Consider the following 20,213-nt stretch of genomic DNA (forward strand, 5'->3'; position numbering starts at 1 on the left):
GCCGGAATGTCCCGCTTCGCACGGCGAGCCGCTGCTAGCGGGTAGCAGCGGCCCGCCGCCTTGTTCGCCATTCTCACTGAGCTGAGAGGAAGTCCTCTATTTCCTGGAGGTTCAGGTTGGCGGCCAGGGGCGGGTGGATGACCAGGCGGAGCTGGTCGGCAATGACCGCTTCGCGGCTGGCGGCCATGTAGGAGATGAGGATCAGGCGGATCAGGTCGCCGGGTGGCAGGTTGCTGATGCGGGCTAGGCCCGTCCCTAGGACGGAGACGGAGACGGTTCTCCGTTCGCCGTAGAGGCGGATGGCCTTCCAGATTTCGGAGAGGCTTCGCCACAGGTCGTCGAGGGATGAGTGGACGACGTGGCCGTTGTCCGTGGTGGAATAGGCGACGCAGAAGAACCTTCTGTGCCTTTCGCCTATCACGGCGACGGTTCCGACCGGGTATCTCGCCAGCTTTCCCCGTGGGCGGTCGGTGCGTGATTCCACGTGGGTTGGTGGGACGTCCCGTAAAGCTTTTTCCACTTCTTCGTCCAGCCATGTGACGTCGCCGCCGTACTCGCGGGCGAGCATTTGGCCCTGGATGCTGTGCGGGGCTATCACCGAGCCGGTATCGGTGTCGAAGGTGTCGTTCATCCCGATGATGAGGTGGCCGTCCTGGTCGAAGAGGTCACCGACGACGATCGTGATCGTCGTCCCGGGGATGGGGAAGTAGCGGGAGAAGGACTTGCGCGGCCATACCCGGACCGTGGCGATCGTGCAGCAGCCGAGGAGGGCGGCGCCGAGGTAATAGGCGCCGAACGGTTTGAAGGGGTCATTGAACAGCGCCTCGATCAGCCCGGCGGTGGCCGAGGCGATTCCGAAGCAGGTCAAGAACGTGACGGCCCAGAGCTGGAGCGTTCTTTTGGAGAGGAGCGTCTCATGCGCGACACCGGGAGTCAGCATTGTTCCCTGCCTCCCGGTGATCGCGGCATGGTCCGGGCTAGTGGGTCCCGGTTGTATTCGTCTTTACCTTAGCTGTGGGTGTGGGATCTCCGTTGTTTGTTCGGCGTGCTTTGGGGTGGTTGGGCCACCAGAAGCGGGGGCCGGTGTCCAGGGCCAGGGCCGGGACGATGACCGAGCGGACGAAGAAGGTGTCCAGCAGGACGCCCAGGGATACCAGGACGCCGATCTGCACCATCATCGTGACCGGCATGACGCCGAGGACGCCGAACGTCGCGGCCAGGACGAGTCCGGCGCTGGAGATCACGCCGCCGGTGACGCCCAGCCCGCGCAGGACTCCGGTGCGGTGGTCGGTCCGTCCGACCTCTTCGCGGACGCGGGCGACGAGGAACAGGTTGTAGTCCACGCCCAGGGCGACCATGAACAGGAAGCCCATGAGCGCGACCTGCATGTCCAGGGCCGGGAAGTCGAAGGCGTATCGGAACAGCAGCCAGGACGCGCCGAGAGCGGCGAAGTACGACGCGACGACCGTCGCGATCACCAGGATCGGGGCGATCAGGGCGCGGAGCAGCGCGATCAGGATGAGGAACACGACGGCCAGGACCAGCGGGATGACCACGCGGCGGTCATGGGACTGGGCGTCGGCCAGGTCGATCTCGCTGGCCGTGCTGGCGCCGATCGTGGCGTCCGGGATCGTCTGGCGAAGGTCGCGGACGGTCTGCTTGGCGGCCGCGCTGTCCGGCGGGTCTTCCAGGACGACCTCGATCCTGGTGAGCTGTCCGTCCTTGGACGGTTGCGGGCTCTCGACGCGGGCCACGCCGGGCGCGTCGCGGAGGGCGGTGGTCACCTGGCGAGAGTCCGGTTCGTCGGTGATCACCTGGAGCGGGCGGCCCTGGCCGCCGGGGTAGTGCTCGGCCAGGAGGCGCTCGCCGATCGCGGACCCGGGCGTTTCGGTGAGGAAGTGCGCGCGGTCCAGGCCCGTGTTGATGCCGAACGCGGCGGCCGACAGCGCGCCGAGGACCGCCAGGCCGCCGATCCAGACCAGGCGGGGCCGGGCCGCGATGCGGTGGCCGACGCGGTCCCACGCGCCGCGGGTGGGCGGGGCGTCGCCGTGGCGGGGGATGCGGGGCCAGAAGATCCAGCGGCCGAAGATCACGAGGAGGGCGGGCAGCAGGGTCATCACGACGACCAGGCCGGCGAGGACGCCGATGGCGCCGATCGGGCCGAGCGCGTAGTTGAAGCCCATGTCCGCCGCGAGCAGGCACAGCAATCCGAGCGAGACCGTCGCGGCGGACGCGACGATCGGGGCGGCGGCATGGCGGAGTGCCATCGCCATCGCGTGGTGGCGGTCAGGGTGGCGGCGCAGCTCTTCGCGGTAGCGGGCCAGGAGGAGCAGCGCGTAGTCGGTCGAGATGCCGAACACGAGCGCGTTGAGGATGGTGGACATGCCGTCCGCCACGTAGAGGCCCGCGTGCTTGCCGAGCAGGTAGACGACCGCGTTGCCGACCTGGAGCGCGATCGCCGCGTTCACGATCGGCAGCAGCCACAGGATCGGGCTGCGGTAGGTGAGCAGCAGGACGGCCGTGACGACGAGGATCGTGATGATGAAGATCGGCTTGTCGATGTTCTCGAAGGCGTCGCCGACGTCGAGGGCCGAGCCGGCGGGGCCGGTCAGGCGGATGTCCAGGCCGTCGGGTGCGCCGGCCTGGGACTGGTCGCGGAGTTTCCCGGCCTTGTCGTCGAGGGTGTCGTCGTCCGGCAGCGGGACGTTCAGCATGAGCGCCTTGCCGTCACCGGACGGTTGCGGTGGGGCGATCGGGCGCGCGGCGATGGGTGCGAGGGCGCGGCGGTCGGTCTCGGCCTTCGCCCGGTCGGCGGGCGTGACGCCGGAGGAACGCACATAGACGACGATGCCCGGGGCCAGCTCGCCGCCGGGGAAGCGCGGGGTCAGCTCCTCGACCTTCGTGGACTGGGCGCCGCGCGGGAGTTCGGCGGACGCCTTCCCCTCGACGACGTCCGGCAGGCTGCTCGCGGCCGGGACGGCCAGGACCGTGATCGCGACCCAGGCCAGCAGCACCGCCCATTTCAGCAGGCGGCCGCGCGGCGCGGGCGGTCGGTGTTTGCGTGAGAGCAGCATGGAGTGCTCTCCTTTCCGTGGGGTCCGTTGTCGCGTGAGAAACACGCCGTTCGGCGTGGTGATGCGGGCCTCGCCCGTCCGGGCCGCCGAGGGGCAACTCGGCGGCCCGGACTTCTAGACCTCCGGGAATGCCAGGAATCGGGCGTGGAAGGTGCGGGCGTCCGGCGGCGGGTCGTCGCCCGCGCCCTTGTAGCGGTAGAGCAGTGCGATGTACTCCTCGAAGAAGGGACGGATCTCGTCCGGGCGGAGCGTGACGGTCGCGAACGAGAAGAGCAGCGCGTCCGACCACGGCTCGCCGAGGCGGTCGCGTTCCCGCTGGTAGTGGGCGAGCATGTCCAGCTCGGTCGCGAACTCCAGGCGGGTCAGCTCGTCCACCGCCCGGCGCATCTCCGGGGACTGCTCGCTGCGCGGGGGGAGCCGCCGGTCGGCGGGCACCTCCCGCCACCAGCGCTCGCGTCCGCGCGCCAGTTCCGGCACCTCCTCGATGAACCCGTGCTTGGCGAACTGCCGCAGGTGGTAGCTCGTCGAGCCGGTGCTCTGGCCGAGCTCGCGGGCGAGGGTGGTGGACGAGACCGGACCGCGCCGCATGATCTCGGCGATCCGCTGCCGCAGCGGGTGCGCGAGCAGCCGCACCTGCTTTGGATCGGTGATCGTCTCGGGCGGTGGCCGTTCCTTCATGCCTCGGACCGTAGAAGTTGCAAAGGGCCTTTGCAACGGTTCTTGGCAAAGTTCACCGGGTGGGGTGAGAGGGCGAGACCTGAGAGGGAGGGCGCGGTGCGACTTTGGGGTGGGTGCACGTTTGTGTCCTTGGCTGATCGGTGTGTTGTGTGGTCAACTAAAATCATTGGGATCGGGGGCGGGAGGCATGATGCGGGATCGCACGGACGGGGTGTCGCCGGCCGCGTCGCTGGCCGACAAGGTCGAGTGGCTGATCCGGAACCTGTGGCCCGCGCAGGCGGAGCCGCCGCGCAACAACGTGGAGACCGCCGCCGCCATCGCGCGCGCGACGGGGGAGGACATCTCGTCCACCACCGTCTGGAAGCTGCGGACGGGACGGCAGGAGAACCCGCAGCTCAAGACGCTCACCGCGCTCGCCACCTTCTTCGGCGTGCCGATCGGGTTCTTCGGCTTCCCGAGCGAGGCCGAGCCGATCGGGGAGGACCTCACCCTCAAGGCGCTGCGCCGCGACGTCGAGAACGGCATCATCCGGCCCGAGGTGCTGCGCGCGCTCGTCGACCTGTCGCCGGAGGCCCGCTGGGTCGTGGACGAGATGATCCTCGCTGCCGCCGCCGCCGACCGGGAGCGCAACGGCGGGCCCGGCGGTCACGGCGGACATGGCGGTCACGGCCAGGCGTGAGAGCCCAGATGTTTCGCGGGTTTCTGATCAGGTAGAGCTTCGGGTGGTGGTGAGGTAACCCGTACCCCGGAGGGGCAGTGGCGCCGTTCGTTGTCGTCCTTTCGGTGGTCGGGCTGGTCGTGGCGCTCATCGCGGCCGTCTACGCCGTTTCGTGGGCGGCGGCTCCCCGGGGGGTCCTGGAGGCCGGGCCGTTCCTGTCGGGGACCCGTCCGGCCGAGCATGCGCTGTCGCGGTATCACGTGCGGTGGTACACGGTCTCGATGGTCTTCCTGGCCTTCGACATGGAGATGGTCTTCATGTATCCGTGGGCGCTCGTCGTCGCGTCCGTGGGCGTGAAGGCGGTCGTGGAGATGTTCCTCTTCCTCGGCCTGATCCTGGTCGGGGTGCTGTACGCGTGGCGCGAGGGGGCGCTGCGATGGGTCTGAGGGCGCTCGCGACTCCGCGCCCGTTCGTCGTGTCGGCGGCGGACGGGACGGCCGACAGGCTCCGGGCCGAGGCCGAACTGCGGCGGCGCGGGTGGCGGGCCGCGGTGTCGCCTGCGGAGACCGGGATGCTCGTGGTGTGCGGGCATCCGGGGGAGGCGCTGGCGGAGGCGATCGACGTCGTCTGGCGGGACATGCCGGAGCCGCGCGTCCGGGCCTCGGCGGATCTGGTCGAAGTGGGCGGCGGCGCCGGGCCGCGGCCCCCGCTGGAGCTGTACGAGGTCTACATGGCCGACCGCGCGGACGACCGGGACGGGCTGCGCCTCGACGTCCTGCACGTTCCGCTCGGGCCGGTGCTGGCGCACTGGCCTGCGGGGCTGCGAGTCGATCTGACGTTGCAGGGGGATGTCGTCCAGGCGGCGGAGGTCGCTGCCGTCGACACGGCGGGCGGGTCGTTCTGGGATGAGGACAGGTCCACGGCGTGGCGGCTCGACGGCTTGGCGCGGCTGCTGCGGGTGGCGGGCTGGGAGGCGGCGGGCGAGCGGGCGGCCGTGCTGCGGGACGACGCGCTGGCGGGCGTCCCGGACGGCGACCTGGCGAAACGGTTCCGGCCGTTCGCGCGGCGGGTCGGGCGGTCGTGGGCCTTGCGCTGGATGCTCCAGGGTGTGGCCGACGTCCAGGAGCGGCTGGACGGCCGGCTGCGCGACATCGGTGCGGCGCTCGAAGGGCGGCGGCCCGGCCGGGCGCGCGAGTCGTGGCGGGAGGCGGTGGCGGTGCTGCCGTCGCTGCTCGAAGGGGCCGGGCTGGCGGAGGCGCGGCTGATCGTCGCCGGGCTCGATCCGGATCTCGGGACGGCCGCCGATGGTTGAGGTTCTGGCCTTGGGTGTGCTGGCGGTGGCGGCCGCATCGCTGAACGCGGCCTTCGCGGGACGTCCCACCGAGCCGTTCCACGAGGTCGCGCGGCTGCTGACGACGCAGCGGCGCGTCCCGGCGCGGGCCGATCTGCTGCTGGCCCGCATCGGGGTGATCTCGCTGCCGATGGCGGCGGCGCTCGCCGCGCTGGTGGTGCCGTTCGGTGACCGCGTCGCGGTGGGCTCGTCGATCGGCGTCGTCTGGTTCAACGCCATGGAGGTGGTGGCGTGGGCGTCGGTGTGGCTCGCCGGATGGGGCGTCAACTCGGCGTTCGCGCTGGTCGGCGGGTACCGGTTCATCGCGCAGGGGCTCGCGTACGAGCTGCCGCACATGTTCGCGCTCATCACGGCTGCGCTGGCCGCGCACTCCCTGGACCTCCGGGTCATCGGCGACGCGCAGGACGGGCTCTGGTACGCGGTCTGGATGCCGGTCGCGTTCGCCGCCTACCTGATGTCAGCTCTGGCCATGGCGTTCTGGGGGCCGTTCGGGCATCCCGTCGGCGATGACCTGGCGGGCGGCGCGGCGCTGGAGCTGTCCGGCCCGGACCGGGTGGTCTTCATGGCGGGACGGTACGGGCTGCTAACGGTGTCGGCGGCCGTCGCGGTTCCGCTGTTCCTCGGGGGCGGGGCCGGGCCCGTCCTGCCGGGGTGGGCGTGGTCGGGGGTGAAGACGTGCGCCGTCCTGGCCCTGCTGGTCTGGACGCGGCGGCGCCTGCCGGTGCTGCGCATGGACCGCTTCATGACGCTGGCCTGGACGGTCCTGATCCCCGCCACGCTGCTGCAGATGCTCGTCGTCGGAATCGTCGTCGTGTGAGGGGGGCGGGTGGTGGAGGACGTCGGATTCTGGGTGCTCGCCGTGGCCGCGGTCGGGTTCGGCGTGGCGGTGTTCGTCGTCGACTCGATGGCGCGGGCGACGTTCGCGCTGCTCGCGTCGTTCCTCTGCGTCGGGGGCGAGCTGCTGCTGGTCGAGCTGCGCTATCTCGGCGCGCTGGTGATCCTGATGATGATCATGGAGATGCTGGTCATGGTCGTCTTCATGGTCATGTACATGATGAACCCGGCCGGGCTGATGCCGATGACGATGATGCACAACGCGCGGGGCGCGGCCGTCATCGCGGGCGGCGCGTTCGCGGCGCTGGCCGCGGGGATCGTGCTGGTGCCCTGGCCGGAGCGCGAGGGGCGCCCGCCCGCCGACCCGACGTTCGCGCTCGGGGAGTCGATCATGGGGGCGAAGATGCTGGTCATGATGGTGATCGGCATCGCCATCCTGGCCACCATGATCGCCACCGTGGTGCTCGCCATGCATCGGGGCCGCTACGACGAGGGTCGCCATGACGCTTGAGACGTTCCTGCTGCTGGCCGCCGCGCTGTTCTGCGTCGGGCTGTTCGGGGCGCTGTCCCAGCAGTCGATCGTGATGGTGATGATGGGCCTCGAACTGATGATCAACGGGGTGATCGTCGCGGCGGCCGGGTTCTGGTACTGGGTGTCGCCGGGGTCGGCGGACGGGCAGGTCCTCGTCCTGCTGGCCGTCACCGTGATGGCGCTGGAGATGGCGATGGGCTTCGCCGTGGTCACCGCACTCTTCCGAGCCCGGGACGTCGACATGACCGATGAGGCGGGAGATCTGAAGGGATGATCCCGGGGTGGGGGAGCGGGCTCGCGGTGGACGGGTTGTCCGCCGTCCTCCTGGTGACCCTGGCCGTGGTGCTCGTCGCGGTGCTCGCGTACGCGGCGGCCGACGGGTACGGCGCCCGCTTCCACGTCCTGGTGCTGCTGTTCGCGGCGGCGATGGCGGTCACGGTCACCGCGTCCGACCTGCTGCTGTTGCTGATGGGCTGGGAGGTCATGGGCGCGACGTCGTACGCGCTCATCGGGTACGTGTGGGCGGACGTCGAGCGGGTGCGGTCCGCAGACGTCGCCTTTCTGACCACCCGGGCGGCCGACATGGGCCTCTACGCGGCAGCGGGGTTCGCTGTGGCGGGGGCCCATTCGCTGCGGCTCGACGCGCTGGCGCAGGCCGATGCGCCGTGGCGGGACCTGATCGCGGCCGGTGTCGTGGTGTCGGCGCTGGGGAAGTCGGCGCAGCTTCCGTTCTCGTTCTGGCTGTCGCGGGCCATGGCGGGTCCGACGCCGGTGTCGGCGTTGCTGCACTCGGCCACGATGGTGGTCGCCGGCGCGTATCTGTTGCTGCGGCTGCGTCCGCTGCTGGAGGCCACCGGATGGGCGGCCACGGCGGTGAGCTGGGCCGGTGCGCTGACCGCGCTGCTGCTGGGCGCGGTCGCGCTCGCGCAGCGGGATCTGAAACAGCTCCTCGCCGCGTCCACGTGCGCGCAGATCGGCTTCATGGTGCTGGGCGCGGGCGCCGGGGCGACGGACGGCGGCGCGGCGCATCTGGTCGCGCACGCGGCAGTGAAGAGTTCGCTGTTCCTGTGCGCGGGGGTGTGGCTGACCAGGCGCGGGAGCGACCGGCTCGTCGACGTGGTCTTCGGGGTCGGCGCGATCGCGCTGGCCGGTGTGCCGCCGCTGTCGTTGTGGGTGACCAAGGACGCGGTGCTGGAGGGCGTGGACGAACCGGCGTTGCTCGCGGTGGGGTTCGCCGCGTCCGTCCTGTCGGCCGCCTATGCGGGGAAGGCGGTGCTGTGGCTCCTTCGATCTGGCGAGCGCGAGCGCGTGCGGGTGCCGTTGTCGCAGCGGATTCCGCTGGCGGGGCTGGGCGTCGCCGCCGCGAGCCTTGGCCTGCTGGGGCTCTCGGACAAGGTCGAGTTCGACGCCTGGGAGATGGCCCTGTCGGGGGCGCTCGCGGCGGTCACGGTCGGCGCGGTCATGATCGCGCGGCGGGTTCCGGAGCCCGCGTGGGCCCTCGACTGGCTGTGGCTGGAGCGTGCGGCGGTGGTCGTGGTCGCCCGGCCTACGTTCGCCGTGGCGCGGGCACTGGCGCGCTTCGATGACCGGGTCGTGGACGGCGCCGTCCGGGCCGTCGCGCGCGGTGGGGGCCGGGCCGCCGGGCTCACCGGACGCCGCGTCGAGCTGCCCCTGGACGGTCTCGTCGCCCTGACCGGACGCGGCGCCCGGCGCCTCGCCGCCCTCGCCCGCCGTCCGCAGACCGGGCAGCTGCACCTGTACTACGCCCAGGCCGCGGTGGTGTTCGCGGTGCTCGTCGTCATCGCCGTCCTGGCCGGGTGAAGCCGTGCTCTCACTGGTGATCTTCCTGCCACTGGCCGTCGCGCTCGTCCTGCCGGCCGTCCCGCGACGCGCCGTGACCTGGACGTGGATCGCCGTCACCGCCGTCGAGCTGGCCCTGGTCGTGGCGATGTGGATCGCCCACGGGACGGGCGGCGGGGTCTCGTTCGAGACGAACGCGCGCTGGATCCCGTCCGTCCGGGCGGGCTACCACGTCGGCGTGGACGGCCTGTCGCTGCCGCTCCTCGCGCTCACCGCCGTGCTGTTCGCCGCCTGCGCGGTGTACTCGCTGCGGCAGACGCAAAGGGTGCGGGCGTTCGCGATGCTGTTCCTCTTCCTGGAGACGGTCTGCCTCGGGCTGTTCGCGGCCCTCGACCTACTCCTGTTCTTCGTGTTCTTCGACCTGTCGATCGTCGGCATGTACTTCGTGATCCTGCTGTGGGGCCACGAGGACAGGGCCCGGTCGGCGCTGAAGTTCTTCCTCTACACGTTCCTGGGTTCGCTCGTCCTGCTGCTCGGGTTCATCGGCCTGTACTTGGGCGCGGACCCGCACACCTTCGACATGACGGAACTGACCCGCACGCCGCCGTTCGCCGACTCGCCGGGGCTCGCGGGGCTGACGCTCCTCGCGGTCGGGATCGGGCTCGGGATCAAGACTCCGGTCGTGCCGTTCCACACCTGGCTGCCGCCCGCGCACACCGACGCGCCCGCCGCCGGGTCGGCGATCCTCGCCGGGGTCATGCTGAAGATGGGCACGTACGGGCTCGTCCGGATCGCGATGCCGATGCTGCCGGACGCCTGGCGCCGCTACGCGCTGGTCATGCTGATCGTCGGGCTGGTGAGCGTCCTGTACGGGGCGCTGGTCGCGCTCGCGCAGGACAACGTGAAGCGGCTGGTCGCGTACACGTCCGTCAACCACATGGGGTACATCGTCCTGGCGGTGGGAGCGGCCGGGTACGTGTCCGGGGACGGCGGTGCGGACGCGCGGCGCCTCGCGGTCACCGGCGCGGTGACGCAGATGGTCAGCCACGGTCTCGTGACCGGCGCGCTGTTCCTGCTGTGCGGGGTGCTGCACGACCGGGCGGGCAGCTACGACATCGGACGGTTCGGCGGCATCGCGCGCGGCGCGCCCGTCTACGCGGGCCTGTTCGCCGTCGCCGCGTTCGCCTCGCTGGGGCTGCCCGGACTGTCCGGGTTCATCGCCGAGTTCCAGATCTTCGCCGGGACGATCGGCGCCGGCGCCACGGCGACGGCGGTGACCGGCGCGCTCGCCATCGCCGGGATCGTCATCACGGCGGCGCTGTTCCTGCGCGTCCTGCACACGGCGGTGCTCGGCCCGCCCGGCGAGCTGACGCCGCTCGTCACGGACGTGCGCCGCCCCGAGCTGGCCGCGCTCGTCCCGCTGCTGGCGCTGTCGGTGCTGATCGGCGTCGCGCCGCGCGTCCTGCTCGACACGATCGAGCCGCTGTCGGCGGCGGTCGTCGCGCTCGTGGGCCGCTGATGACGATGATGAACGAGAACCCGGCCGACCTCGCGCCCGAGCTGTGCGTGCTGCTCGCCGCCGTCCTCGGCCTGGTCAACGGGCTGTTCCTGCCGCGGACGAAGCAGTGGCGCGTCGCGGTGATCTGCGCGGCGGGGCTCGTCGCCGGGCTCGCCGTCGCGGGCGTCGCCGCGACCCGTCCCGACCTGATGGCCTTCGACGCGTTCATGATCGACCCCGTCACGCACGTCACCCGGATCGCCGTGCTCGGCTCGACGCTGCTCGTCGTCGTGCTCGCCGCCGGGCCGGTGCGTGACCATCCGCGCGAGAGCGAGCACTACGTCCTGATCCTGCTGTCCGCGCTCGGGACGATCGTGCTCGGCGCGACGTCCGACCTGCTGGTGCTGGTCGCCGCGTACCTGCTGGCGAGCCTCCCCGCGTACGCGCTCGCCGGGTTCGGCAAGGACGCGCCGGGCACCGAGGCCGCGCTGAAGTACTACCTGATGGGCGCGCTGCTCGGCGTCCTGATGCTCGGCGGCGTCACGCTGCTCTACGGGGTCGGGCGCGGCACGGACTACCCGATGCTGCGCGACGGGTTCCCGGACGCCCCGTCGGGCGTGGTCGCGCTCGGCGTCGTCGCGCTGCTGGCCGGGCTGCTGTTCAAGGCGGGCGCCGTCCCTGGGCATTTCTGGGTCCCGGACGTGACCGAGGGCGCGCCGCCCGCCGTCGCCGCGTTCGTCACCACCGTCCCGAAGATCGGCGCGTTCGCCGCGCTGTACCGGTTCGGCGCCGAGACGCTGCCGGACGGCTGGGCCGTGCTCGTCGCCGTGATCGCCGCCGTCACGATGACGCTCGGCAACCTCGCCGCGTTCGGGCAGGACAACGTCCGGCGGCTGCTCGCGTACTCGACCGTCAGCCAGGCGGGATACCTGCTGGTCCCGGTCGCCATGGCCGGACGGACCGACCTGGCGCAACCGGCGCTGCTCTACTACGTCGCCGCGTACGCGGTGACGAACGTGGGCGCCTTCGCGGTCGTCCTCGCCGTCCGGCGCGACGACATCGCCGGATACACCGGACTCCTGCGCGGCTCACCGCTGCTCGGATTCTCGCTGATCGTGTGCCTGCTCGGCTTCATCGGGACGCCGCCGACCGCCGTGTTCGCCGGGAAGGTCCTGATGTTCGGCGCCGCGCTCGACGGCGATCACGCCTGGCTCGCCGTCGTCGCCGCCATCAACTCGGTCGCGAGCGTCTTCTACTACCTGCGGTGGATCGTCCCGATGTTCGGGCGCCCAGACGGCTCGCCGTCCCGCCCGGCCCGCGGCGCCTCGGCCGTGGCGGTCGCGGCGGCGGCCTTCTCCGTGTTGCTGGGCGCCGGGGCCGGGATCGCGCTCGCCGCGTCCTGAGGCCGGTGAGGCGCGGTTCCTCCCTCCTCAGCCGAGTTCGGCCGTCAGCTTGTCGAGCCAGTCGCCGGTGCCCTGCTCGCGCCAGCTCGGCTCCTCCATGCCGTCGAGGAACGTGCCCTGTTCGGTGAGGACGAGTCGCGTCCCGTCCGCGGCCGCCTCGAACCGGACGGTCGTGATCGACACGGTGGCCGGCCGGTCGTCGGCGAACAGGGAGGTCGAGTAGACGATCCGGGCGTCCGGCACGATGTCGTGGTACAGCGACTCCACCCGTAGCGTCGGCTCGCCGTCCTTGCCGTGGTGCAGGAGGGACTCCAGGCCCCCGGGACGGAAGTCGAGGGCGTGCTCGTCGCCAGGGGAGGCGAACCAGCGGCCCTTCGAGGCGGGGTCGGCCCAGGCGGCGAACACCCGTCCGGGCGTCGCCGGGTAGGTGCGCTCCAGGGTGAACGTCGAGTGCAGGACGGGGTGCTCGGTCATGATGGCGCTCCTTCGTTGTTCTGCTCCGGATTCTGTTCCGGGTCTTCGGTGGTCTCGCTGGTCTCTGCGAGGAGGTCGCCGAGGCGGTCGAGCAGGCCCTCCCAGGCGGTGCGCTGGCGGCGCAGCCATTCCTCGGCCGTCCGGAGGCCCGCGGGTTCGAGGCGGCAGGTGCGGACCCGTCCGGCCTTCTCCGACCGGACCAGGCCCGCGTCCTCCAGAACCCGCAGATGCTGCACTACCGCCGGGAGCGACATGGGCAGCGGGCGGGCCAGCTCGCTGACCGACGCCGGTCCGCGGGTCAGCCGCTCCACGATGGCCCGCCGCGTCGGGTCGGCGACCGCGTGGAACACCCGGTCCGGAGCCTCCTCATTGTTAAGCACATCCTTAACTATAGGCGTCGCCGGAGGGATGGTCAAGGAGTCGCTTAAGTAACGGTTCGTATCGGTCCTTACAATTTCCGTATGGAAGACTTGGTGCGGCTGGCCGCGCGGGCCCACAAGGTGCTGCGCGCCGCGTCCGACGCCGCGATGAGCAGGCACGGCGTGCGCGCCGGGCAGAACCTCCTCCTGGAGAGCCTCTGGGCGGAGGACGGCCTGACGCCCGGCCAGCTGGCGACACGGCTCGGGCTGACGACGCCGACCATCGTCAACACCGCCACCCGGATGGAGACGGCGGACCTGGTGGTCCGGCGGCGCGACCCGTCCGACGCGCGGCTCGTCCGGCTCTACCTGACCGCCAAGGCCCGCGAGGTGCGGGCGCCCATCGAAGCGGAGCGGCGGCGACTGGAGGAGCGAGTCGCCGCCGCGCTGACGGAGGAGGAGCGGCGCTGCGTCCGCAGCGCGCTGAAGAAGATCATCGACGAGCTGTCGTAGCCGCGGCCTCCGTGTTCCGGGCGTCCTGGGCGACCGGGGCGTCCTGGAAGCGGGGCGCACGCATGTTCACCAGGCTGTCCAGCTTGTGGACGCGCTCGTCGTGCCCGATCTGGCGGAGCAGGTCCGCGACGGAGCCGTACGCGCCGTACTCGGCGGCGTAGGTCGCCGGCGCCGGGACGTGCTCCAGCTCCGGATGCTCGGCCACGTACGACATGTACTCGTGCTCGGCGTGGTCCTCGAAGTCGGCGTTCAGCCGGTAGCTCAGCTCGGGACGCACCAGGAACAGCAGCCACGACACGTGGTAGTAGAAGAACGCCACCAACCACGGCGCCAGCCGGTGCAGGACGAACGACTGCTTCGTCCCGTCCCGCTGCACCATGTCCTGGAGGATCAGCAGGTGCCACTGCTCGTTGTCCTGCTCCTCGCGGGTCTCCACGATCCGCTCGTAGACGCGCTTGGCCAGTGCGGAACGGCGGCGATGGCGCGACAGGGAGAAGTAGCCCATCCGCTCCCACGCCTGGTACGGGACGCGGGCGATGAACTCCAGCATCGTGAACTTCACGAGCGTGCGTTCGCGGCCGTAGACCAGGTCCATCTGCTTGAACAGCATCCGGGCCAGGAGGCCGTACTTCAGGCGCGGGGTTTCGAGGGTCTCGATCTGCGCGGCGCGCAGCTCGACGGGGGACAGCTTCGGCGGGCCCGAGTGGGCGGCGGAGGCGGCGGCCGGACGGGTGAGGGTCTGCGTCGTGTTCGTCATGCCGATGATGCTCCGTGCACGGCATACCGCCCGGCATCGGCCGCGAAGAGACACCTGATCTACGGCTGCCCGCCCACGCCCGCCCCTCCCGGTACCGCCCCGGGCGTACGGGACGACCCTGAGACGGACTAAGGGGCGTACTCGCGACCGGCGCCGTCGGAGCCCGGGCCGCCGTCGAACCATTCGCCGGTGGAGCGGGTCCGGGGCGGCTCGGCCGGCCCCGGCGCCAGGGTCGGCGGATGGGACGCTCCTCCGGCCTGCCGCGCCCGGATCCGTTCCCGCAGCGCCGCCTCGACGCGCAGCTCGTCCTCGGTCCGGGCCATCGCGATGATCGCCAGCAGGATGATCGACATCACGCCGATGCCGCCGATGAGCGGCATCAGGAAGTCGCTGGCGGTCGCCCCGGTGGGCGCCGCCATGTCCTCGTGGACGGTGACGCGCATCGCCGCCATGCCGGTGTAGTGCATGCCGGTCACCGCGACACCCATGATCAGCGCGGCCCCGGCGGTCGCCCATCCGCCCCGGATGCTCAGCGCGAACCAGAGCGCCACGGAGGCCGCCACCACGGCGATCACCACCGACGCCGCCACCAGGCCCGGCCGGTAGTCGACATGCCCGGACATGTTCATGGCCGCCATGCCCATGTAGTGCATGCTCGCCACGCCGATCCCCATGATGACGCCGCCTGTCACGATCGAGCCGGGGCCGGCGACCCGGAAACCGACGATGAACAGCCCGATCGCGACCACCACGATGGCGATGACGCAGCTCAGCATCGTGAGCGGCACGTCATAGCGGATCTCCGCGCCCGGGACGCCGAAGCCGAGCATCGCGATGAAGTGCATCACCCAGATCCCGGTTCCGCCGATCGCCAGCGCCGCGAGGGTCAGCCACAGCCCGCGCGAGCGGCTGGCGGAGCCCCGCGCCCGCGCGGTGCACAGCAGTCCGAGCAGGGACCCGGTGACGGACAAGACGTAGGCCAGGACGGGCGTCAGCAGCCCGTAGGAAAAGTGATGGACCTCCGCCATGGGACCCCCGAGCATCTCTTGCGGCGCGACCGGCGGCACAGCTTAGCCGGATGAACTACGCAAATCGGTGATGCGCGCCAGAAATGGCCATGTTCGGGCAGCATGTCGCCCGATCGATGGTGTCGCGCGTCATCGGGGCATCAAACCGGAGGCAGTTGATGATGTCAGGCGAGGAGGCCGTGGCGGTCGACGAGGTCGAGGGCGGCCTGGGAGGCGGGCGCGAGGAGATGGCGTTCGCGCCGTCCGACGTAGCGGTACTCGTCCACCTCGCCGGTCGCGGCGATGGCACCACGGTAGGAGGCGGTGAAGCACGCCATCCGCACATGGGTGTAGGCGGGCTGGTCGTGGGCCGGAGCGCGGATGACGCCGAGCTCCCGGAAGGACGTCCGGTCGAGCTCCAGGGCGAGTTCCTCGCGGACCTCGCGGGACAGCGCCGACCAGTCGTCCTCGCCCGGCTCGCGCTTGCCGCCCGGCAGGTAGAGGAGGTCGCGGCCGCGCGAGCGGACGGCGAGCATGCGCCCGTCCGACACCTGGATCCAAGCGACGACGTCGAGATCTTCCACGGCGGTCAGCCCGCCGGCCGGAGCGTGACGGCCCCCGGCTCGCCGAGCCCGAAGCGGTCGGCGGCGGAGCCCTGGTTGACCGCCAGGCCCAGCCGCCCGGACGAGTCGACCCATACCAGCGGCTCGCCGGGCGCGACCGCGCCGAACGTCTCCTCGAACGTGACCCGCCCGGCATCGCCCGGCACCCACAGCTCCAGCGGTGTGCCGTACGCGAGCGGGCCGAACGCGGCGCGCAGGTCGTCCGGGCCGGCGTTCAGGATCAGGCTGCCGAAACGGTCGGTGTACAGGATCGGGGCCGTCAGCTCGCCGGGCGAGACGGCGGGAGCCGGGACGTCCAGCGGCAGCGGCTCGGCGGGCGGCCCCAGCTCGGCCACGTCCACGCCCACGGCGATGTGCGCGGCGGCAGGAGAGAAGACGTCGCGTCCGTGGAACGACGTCGAAACGCTTGGCAGCCGGTACGCCGCGTTCTCCAGGACGTGCGCCCGCACGACACCGCCCAGCGCCTCCGCGGCCGGGACGAGCAGCCCGTTGTCGGGGCCGACCAGCACGTCCCCGCGCCCGGTCTCGACCGCGACGGGACGCCGCCGCGTGCCGACTCCCGGGTCGACGATCCCGACGTGCACGCCGACGGGAAAGTAGGGCAGCGCCTGCCGGAGCAGCATCGCGCCCTCGGCGATCGCGTACGGCGTGATCTCGTCGGACAGGACGAGCACGGTCGCCCCCGGGGCGATGGAGTACACGACGCCCGCGCAGATGCCGGTGTAGGCGGCGCCGAAGTCGGTGGCGAGGCTGACGAACGGCCGGCTCCCGGGCATGCGCCGACCCTATCCGGCGTGCACGTATGCTCCGGGGCGTGCGCGCCGAAGCCCTCGATCCCGTCCTGCTGCGGACGTTCGTCGCCGTCGCCGACCTCGGCTCGTTCACCGCCGCGGCGGCGGCGGAGGGCTACACGCAGTCCGCCGTCTCCCGGCAGATCGCCGCGCTGGAGGACGTGTGCGGCGTGGAGCTGTTCGCGCGCGGCGCGCGGGGCGTCCGGCCCACCCCGGCGGGGGAGTACCTGCTGCCGCACGCGCGCGGGCTCCTCGACCGGCTCGCCGACACCGCCCGCGCGCTCGACGGGCTCCGCCGCCTCGACACCGGGACGCTCCGCCTCGGCGCGTTCCCCACGGCCAACGCCGCGCTGGTGCCGCGCGCGCTCGCCCGGTTCCGGGCGCGGCATCCGGGCGTCCGGCCGCTGCTGCGCGAGGGGATGACCGAGCGGCTGCTGCCGATGCTGGAGGCCGGTGACCTGGACATCGCCGTGGTCAGCACGCACAAGCACCCGTCCATCGCCGCCGACGACCTGGTCACGCTCGCCGACGACGCGCTCCTCGTCGCGCTGCCGAGCACGCACCCGCTGGCCGCCCGCAGCCGCGTCTCGCTCGCCGACCTGGCGGACGAGCCGTGGATCGTCGCAGACGACCCCGAGGCGGTCGCGACCATGCGCGCCCGCTGCGAGGTCGCGGGGTTCGTGCCGGAGACGCCGATCCGGGCCGCCGAATGGATCTCCAAGCTGGGCCTGGTCGCGGAGGGGTTCGGTGTCACGCTCGTCCCGGCGCTCGCGGGCGCGGCGGTGGCGCGGGACGGCGTCGTCCTGCGCGGCGTGGCCCCCGATCAGCCGCGCAGGACGGTCTATGCCGCGGTCGGACGGCACGCGCGCAGGTCCCCGGCCGTCACCGCGTTCCTGACGGACCTGCGCGACGTGGCCGACGAACTCCGCCCCTGAGAACGGGTGCGCTAGGCGCCCGGCACGGCGACGATTTCCACCTCCAGCATCGCGTCCGGGTGGAACAGGCGCGAGACCTCGACCGTCGTGCTCACCGGGCGGTGGTCCTTGAGGAACGGCTCCCGGCCCGCCACGTAGTCCGGGATCAGGTCGATGTTCGTGACGAACGACTGGATCTTGACGATGTCGGCGAAGCCCGCCCCGTGCGCGGCGAGGATCTTGCCGATGTAGCCGAACGTGACCTCCGCCTGGCGCTTCATGTCGCCCGGCGCGTCGATCTTGCCGTTCTCGTCAAGGGCGACCTGCCCTGACACGTACAGCAGCGGGCCCGGCGTCACCAGCGCGGTGTGCGAGTAGACGGGCCGCGGCGGCGGAGGGACGCTCTCGGGATTGTCGAACGTGACGCGCATGCGTGAATTCCTTCTCGATCTGGCTGACGGCGATTGGCGCTACGACGCTAAGCGCCAACGGGCCATGACACCAGCGAAGACTTCGCATGGTGGCCATGCGAACGCAGCATGGCTAGAGCGTGAGGAGGACGGCCGTCACGGCGAGGAGGATCGTCAGCGCGGTGGCGAGCAGGACGGAGGCGGGGTCGGCCGCGCCGCTGCCCTCGGGCAGGTGGCGCCGGCGGTGGTGGAAGCTCGCCCGGCTCCGCCGGACCTGCAGCGCCGCGCCGCCGCAGACGACGGCCGCCGCGGCCGCGGCCCCCGGCACCGACGGTGCGAGCCGCACGCACAGCAGCCCGGTGGCGACCAGAGCGAGCGTGGTGCGGGACCAGGCCAGCGCGGTCCGTTCCGGCTGCGCGCCCGGGTCCCACAGCCTCATCGGGTCGCCAGGACGGTCACCAGCAGGATGATCGCGGCGGCCGCCAGCCCGTAGGCCATGATCGGGGCGAGCGCGGGCGGCGGGAGCGTCTCGGCGCGGCGCAGGGCGCGCTCGGTGCGCAGCCAGCGGCGGTACGCGAGCGCGGCGACCAGGGCCCCTGCCCCGGCGAAGCCGATGGCGAGGACATGCCGCAGCGGCGCCTCGACCAGGTCGTCGGCGAGCGCCAGCCCGATCCCGGCGGCGATCAGCGCGAGCGCCGTCCGGATCCAGGCGAGGAAGGTGCGCTCGTTGGCGAGCGAGAAGCGCGGGTCGGGGTCGCTGCCCTCGGCCAGCAGGCGATCGGCCCACCTGCCGCTGCGGGACTTCGGGGATTGGGTGGCGGTCATCGTCCATTCATGTTAGGCGACGAGTGCACATGCCTTACCGCCGGGTATATGAATGGCAATTCCGACTTGTCATCCCGGAATTGGTGACGGCGCCGCAGGTCGGGCCGGGTGCGGGGCCGGTCAGGATTTGCCGAAGCGGCGGGCCGAGGCGTCCTCCTGCGCGAGCCGGTGCAGGGCCGTCAGAACCTGCTCGTACAGGACGGTCGACACCAAAAGCGAATGGACGGTCCGGGCGCGGGGGATCCCGCCGGCGACGCGGCCGATCTCGTGCTCGGCGACGTCCCGCGCGGCGTCCACATAGGGGCGCAGATCGCGCAGCGTGATGGGGAAGCCGAGGCGGCGCAGCGCCACGAACGTGTGGGCGAGCAGGTCGCGGGCGGGGGCGCGGTCGCCGACGTCCCAGCCGAGCTCGCGGACGAGGGCGTCGACGTCTTCGCGGGCGGCGCGCCAGTGCGGGTCGTGCGGCGCGGCGACGTGCGGGCCGATCGCGTGCTGGGTGGTGGCGAACAGGTCGTGCAGGGTGACACGGTCGTCCTCGATCGCGGTGATGATCTGCTGGATCGCCGACACCGGCAGGTCGCCGACCTCGCGCAGCGCGCTGATCAGCCGCAGCCGTTCCAGATGGCGGCCGTCGTACTCCGACCGCGTCGCGCTCACCGCCGAGCCCTTCGGGAGCAGGCCCTCCCGGATGTAGAACTTGATCGTCTGGACCGTCAGGCCGCTCCGATCGCTGAGCTCGGAGATCTGCACCGTCGAACCCCCCTTTGCCGGAGGTTAACGCTATCGAGGGCGACCAATTAGATACCGGCACTATCCAATTGCTGTCCGAGTTATACGGGTACGTCTGGTCAGGTCAGCGCCCTGCGGGACCCCCGGGGCGGGGCTACGGGGTTGGGTCAGGAGGCGGTGCGGCGCATGCCGTCGGAGATCTTCTCGGCGGCGGCGGCGACCGGGGCCGCGTGGAGGCGGCCGGGGGAGCGGGTGAGGCGCTCGAGCGGCCCGGACACCGAGACGGCGGCGATCACCCGTCCGGCGGCGCCGCGGATCGGAGCCGAGACCGACCCGACGCCCTGCTCGCGCTCGCCGACGCTCTGCGCCCAGCCGCGCCGCCGGACCGACGCCAGCGTGGCCGCCTCGAACTTGGCGCCGCGCAGCCCGCGGTGCAGCCGGTCGGGCTCCTCCCAGGCCAGCAGGACCTGCGCGGCCGAGCCCGCCGTCATCGGCAGCGCCGCGCCGACCGGGATGGTGTCGCGCAGGCCGCTGGTCCGCTCCGCCGAGGCGACGCAGACCCGCACGTCGCCCTGCCGCCGGAACAGCGAGGCGCTCTCGCCGGTCAGATCGCGGAGCTGGGCCAGCACCGGCTGGGCGATCGCGAGGAGGCGGTCCTCACCGGCCGCGACGGCCAGCTCGGCGAGCCGCGGGCCGAGGATGAAACGTCCCTGCATGTCCCGGTGGACGAGACGATGGTGCTCCAGCGCGACGGCCAGCCGGTGCGCGGTGGGACGGGCCAGCCCGGTCGTCTGGACCAGCTGCGCGAGCGATGCGGGGCCCGCTTCCAGCGCGTTCAGAACGAGAACGGCTTTGTCCAGTACGCCGACTCCGCTAGAGTTGTCCATGCCTTGATATTGCCGTCTCGTTATTTGAGATGCAAGTCGGAGAAGGCGACCAGACGACCAACCGTCAGACAGCACCGTCACACAGCGAGGTGGGAG

General features: G+C 71.8%; 25 protein-coding genes. 11 read left to right on the forward strand and 14 right to left on the reverse strand.

Annotation, left to right across the window (positions count from 1 at the left end; genetic code table 11):
- Positions 1–73: 73 nt before the first annotated feature.
- From ACH34S_RS26800 to ACH34S_RS26810, 3 genes are all read right to left on the reverse strand, one after another.
- Complete coding sequence (locus tag ACH34S_RS26800; protein WP_395955570.1) at positions 74–940, reverse strand: macro domain-containing protein; 867 nt, start codon at positions 938–940, stop codon at positions 74–76.
- A 37-nt stretch (positions 941–977) separates the two neighbouring features.
- Positions 978–3,074: an MMPL family transporter gene (locus tag ACH34S_RS26805; RefSeq protein WP_395955571.1), complete on the reverse strand. Its 2,097-nt coding sequence runs from the start codon at positions 3,072–3,074 to the stop codon at positions 978–980.
- A 114-nt stretch (positions 3,075–3,188) separates the two neighbouring features.
- Positions 3,189–3,752, reverse strand: coding sequence for a helix-turn-helix domain-containing protein (locus ACH34S_RS26810; protein ID WP_395955572.1), 564 nt, complete (start codon positions 3,750–3,752; stop codon positions 3,189–3,191).
- A gap of 190 nt (positions 3,753–3,942) precedes the next feature.
- Between ACH34S_RS26810 and ACH34S_RS26815 the strand changes: the two genes are divergently transcribed.
- From ACH34S_RS26815 to ACH34S_RS26855, 9 genes are all read left to right on the forward strand, one after another.
- Positions 3,943–4,431, forward strand: a complete 489-nt coding sequence (locus ACH34S_RS26815; protein ID WP_395955573.1) for a hypothetical protein — start codon at positions 3,943–3,945, stop codon at positions 4,429–4,431.
- Positions 4,432–4,508: 77 nt separating this feature from the next.
- Positions 4,509–4,856 carry an NADH-quinone oxidoreductase subunit A gene (locus ACH34S_RS26820; RefSeq protein WP_395955574.1) on the forward strand — a complete coding sequence of 116 codons (348 nt, stop codon included), beginning with the start codon at positions 4,509–4,511 and terminating at the stop codon, positions 4,854–4,856.
- Positions 4,847–5,722: a hypothetical protein gene (locus tag ACH34S_RS26825; RefSeq protein WP_395955575.1), complete on the forward strand. Its 876-nt coding sequence runs from the start codon at positions 4,847–4,849 to the stop codon at positions 5,720–5,722. The genes ACH34S_RS26820 and ACH34S_RS26825 overlap by 10 nt, the downstream gene beginning before the upstream one ends.
- The gene (locus ACH34S_RS26830) at positions 5,715–6,578 is read left to right on the forward strand and encodes a complex I subunit 1 family protein (protein ID WP_395955576.1); all 864 of its coding nucleotides are present in this window, start codon (positions 5,715–5,717) and stop codon (positions 6,576–6,578) included. Before ACH34S_RS26825 ends, ACH34S_RS26830 begins: the two co-directional genes overlap by 8 nt.
- Before the next feature lie 12 nt (positions 6,579–6,590).
- Positions 6,591–7,106, forward strand: a complete 516-nt coding sequence (locus ACH34S_RS26835; RefSeq protein WP_395955577.1) for an NADH-quinone oxidoreductase subunit J — start codon at positions 6,591–6,593, stop codon at positions 7,104–7,106.
- Positions 7,096–7,401, forward strand: a complete 306-nt coding sequence (nuoK, locus tag ACH34S_RS26840) for an NADH-quinone oxidoreductase subunit NuoK (RefSeq protein WP_395955578.1) — start codon at positions 7,096–7,098, stop codon at positions 7,399–7,401. The genes ACH34S_RS26835 and nuoK overlap by 11 nt, the downstream gene beginning before the upstream one ends.
- On the forward strand, positions 7,398–8,948 hold the full coding sequence (locus ACH34S_RS26845; protein WP_395955579.1) for a proton-conducting transporter membrane subunit: 1,551 nt from the start codon (positions 7,398–7,400) through the stop codon (positions 8,946–8,948). The genes nuoK and ACH34S_RS26845 overlap by 4 nt, the downstream gene beginning before the upstream one ends.
- A gap of 4 nt (positions 8,949–8,952) precedes the next feature.
- Positions 8,953–10,446 carry a NuoM family protein gene (locus ACH34S_RS26850; protein WP_395955580.1) on the forward strand — a complete coding sequence of 498 codons (1,494 nt, stop codon included), beginning with the start codon at positions 8,953–8,955 and terminating at the stop codon, positions 10,444–10,446.
- Entirely contained in the window at positions 10,446–11,828 is a 1,383-nt protein-coding gene (locus ACH34S_RS26855) for an NADH-quinone oxidoreductase subunit N (protein ID WP_395955581.1), read from the forward strand. Before ACH34S_RS26850 ends, ACH34S_RS26855 begins: the two co-directional genes overlap by 1 nt.
- Positions 11,829–11,855: 27 nt before the next feature.
- Here the strand turns inward: ACH34S_RS26855 and ACH34S_RS26860 are convergent, their stop codons facing one another.
- Both ACH34S_RS26860 and ACH34S_RS26865 read right to left on the reverse strand, forming a co-directional pair.
- Complete coding sequence (locus ACH34S_RS26860; RefSeq protein ID WP_395955582.1) at positions 11,856–12,302, reverse strand: SRPBCC family protein; 447 nt, start codon at positions 12,300–12,302, stop codon at positions 11,856–11,858.
- Entirely contained in the window at positions 12,299–12,682 is a 384-nt protein-coding gene (locus ACH34S_RS26865) for an ArsR/SmtB family transcription factor (RefSeq protein WP_395955583.1), read from the reverse strand. Before ACH34S_RS26865 ends, ACH34S_RS26860 begins: the two co-directional genes overlap by 4 nt.
- Positions 12,683–12,763: 81 nt before the next feature.
- Here ACH34S_RS26865 and ACH34S_RS26870 point away from each other — a divergent pair, with 81 nt between their 5' ends.
- Positions 12,764–13,174 (forward strand): MarR family winged helix-turn-helix transcriptional regulator, encoded by a 411-nt coding sequence (locus tag ACH34S_RS26870; RefSeq protein ID WP_395955584.1) that lies wholly within the window; start codon positions 12,764–12,766, stop codon positions 13,172–13,174.
- Here ACH34S_RS26870 and ACH34S_RS26875 read toward each other — a convergent pair.
- The 4 genes from ACH34S_RS26875 to ACH34S_RS26890 all read right to left on the reverse strand — a co-directional run bounded on the left by ACH34S_RS26875 (position 13,155) and on the right by ACH34S_RS26890 (position 16,337).
- Positions 13,155–13,931: an alternative oxidase gene (locus tag ACH34S_RS26875; protein WP_395955585.1), complete on the reverse strand. Its 777-nt coding sequence runs from the start codon at positions 13,929–13,931 to the stop codon at positions 13,155–13,157. The two genes, ACH34S_RS26870 and ACH34S_RS26875, sit on opposite strands and share 20 nt — an antisense overlap.
- 128 nt (positions 13,932–14,059) lie before the next feature.
- Positions 14,060–14,959 (reverse strand): MHYT domain-containing protein, encoded by a 900-nt coding sequence (locus ACH34S_RS26880; protein WP_395955586.1) that lies wholly within the window; start codon positions 14,957–14,959, stop codon positions 14,060–14,062.
- 164 nt (positions 14,960–15,123) lie between these two features.
- Positions 15,124–15,522 carry an NUDIX domain-containing protein gene (locus ACH34S_RS26885; protein WP_395955587.1) on the reverse strand — a complete coding sequence of 133 codons (399 nt, stop codon included), beginning with the start codon at positions 15,520–15,522 and terminating at the stop codon, positions 15,124–15,126.
- A gap of 5 nt (positions 15,523–15,527) precedes the next feature.
- Complete coding sequence (locus ACH34S_RS26890) at positions 15,528–16,337, reverse strand: S-adenosyl-l-methionine hydroxide adenosyltransferase family protein (RefSeq protein WP_395955588.1); 810 nt, start codon at positions 16,335–16,337, stop codon at positions 15,528–15,530.
- A 38-nt stretch (positions 16,338–16,375) separates the two neighbouring features.
- On the opposite strand from ACH34S_RS26890, the gene ACH34S_RS26895 reads away from it, so the two are divergent.
- Positions 16,376–17,287: a LysR family transcriptional regulator gene (locus ACH34S_RS26895; protein WP_395955589.1), complete on the forward strand. Its 912-nt coding sequence runs from the start codon at positions 16,376–16,378 to the stop codon at positions 17,285–17,287.
- Positions 17,288–17,298: 11 nt separating this feature from the next.
- Here ACH34S_RS26895 and ACH34S_RS26900 read toward each other — a convergent pair whose 3' ends face one another.
- From ACH34S_RS26900 to ACH34S_RS26920, 5 genes are all read right to left on the reverse strand, one after another.
- Positions 17,299–17,697, reverse strand: a complete 399-nt coding sequence (locus ACH34S_RS26900) for a RidA family protein (RefSeq protein ID WP_395955590.1) — start codon at positions 17,695–17,697, stop codon at positions 17,299–17,301.
- Between the two features lie 112 nt (positions 17,698–17,809).
- Positions 17,810–18,115, reverse strand: coding sequence for a DUF202 domain-containing protein (locus ACH34S_RS26905; protein ID WP_395955591.1), 306 nt, complete (start codon positions 18,113–18,115; stop codon positions 17,810–17,812).
- Positions 18,112–18,501 (reverse strand): YidH family protein, encoded by a 390-nt coding sequence (locus ACH34S_RS26910; RefSeq protein ID WP_395955592.1) that lies wholly within the window; start codon positions 18,499–18,501, stop codon positions 18,112–18,114. The genes ACH34S_RS26905 and ACH34S_RS26910 overlap by 4 nt, the downstream gene beginning before the upstream one ends.
- 120 nt (positions 18,502–18,621) lie before the next feature.
- The gene (locus ACH34S_RS26915; RefSeq protein WP_395955593.1) at positions 18,622–19,251 is read right to left on the reverse strand and encodes a MerR family transcriptional regulator; all 630 of its coding nucleotides are present in this window, start codon (positions 19,249–19,251) and stop codon (positions 18,622–18,624) included.
- 146 nt (positions 19,252–19,397) lie between these two features.
- Entirely contained in the window at positions 19,398–20,117 is a 720-nt protein-coding gene (locus ACH34S_RS26920; RefSeq protein WP_395955594.1) for an IclR family transcriptional regulator, read from the reverse strand.
- Positions 20,118–20,213: the final 96 nt, after the last annotated feature.

The sequence above is a fragment of the Actinomadura sp. 3N508 genome (assembly GCF_044326375.1).
Lineage (GTDB): Bacteria > Actinomycetota > Actinomycetes > Streptosporangiales > Streptosporangiaceae > Spirillospora.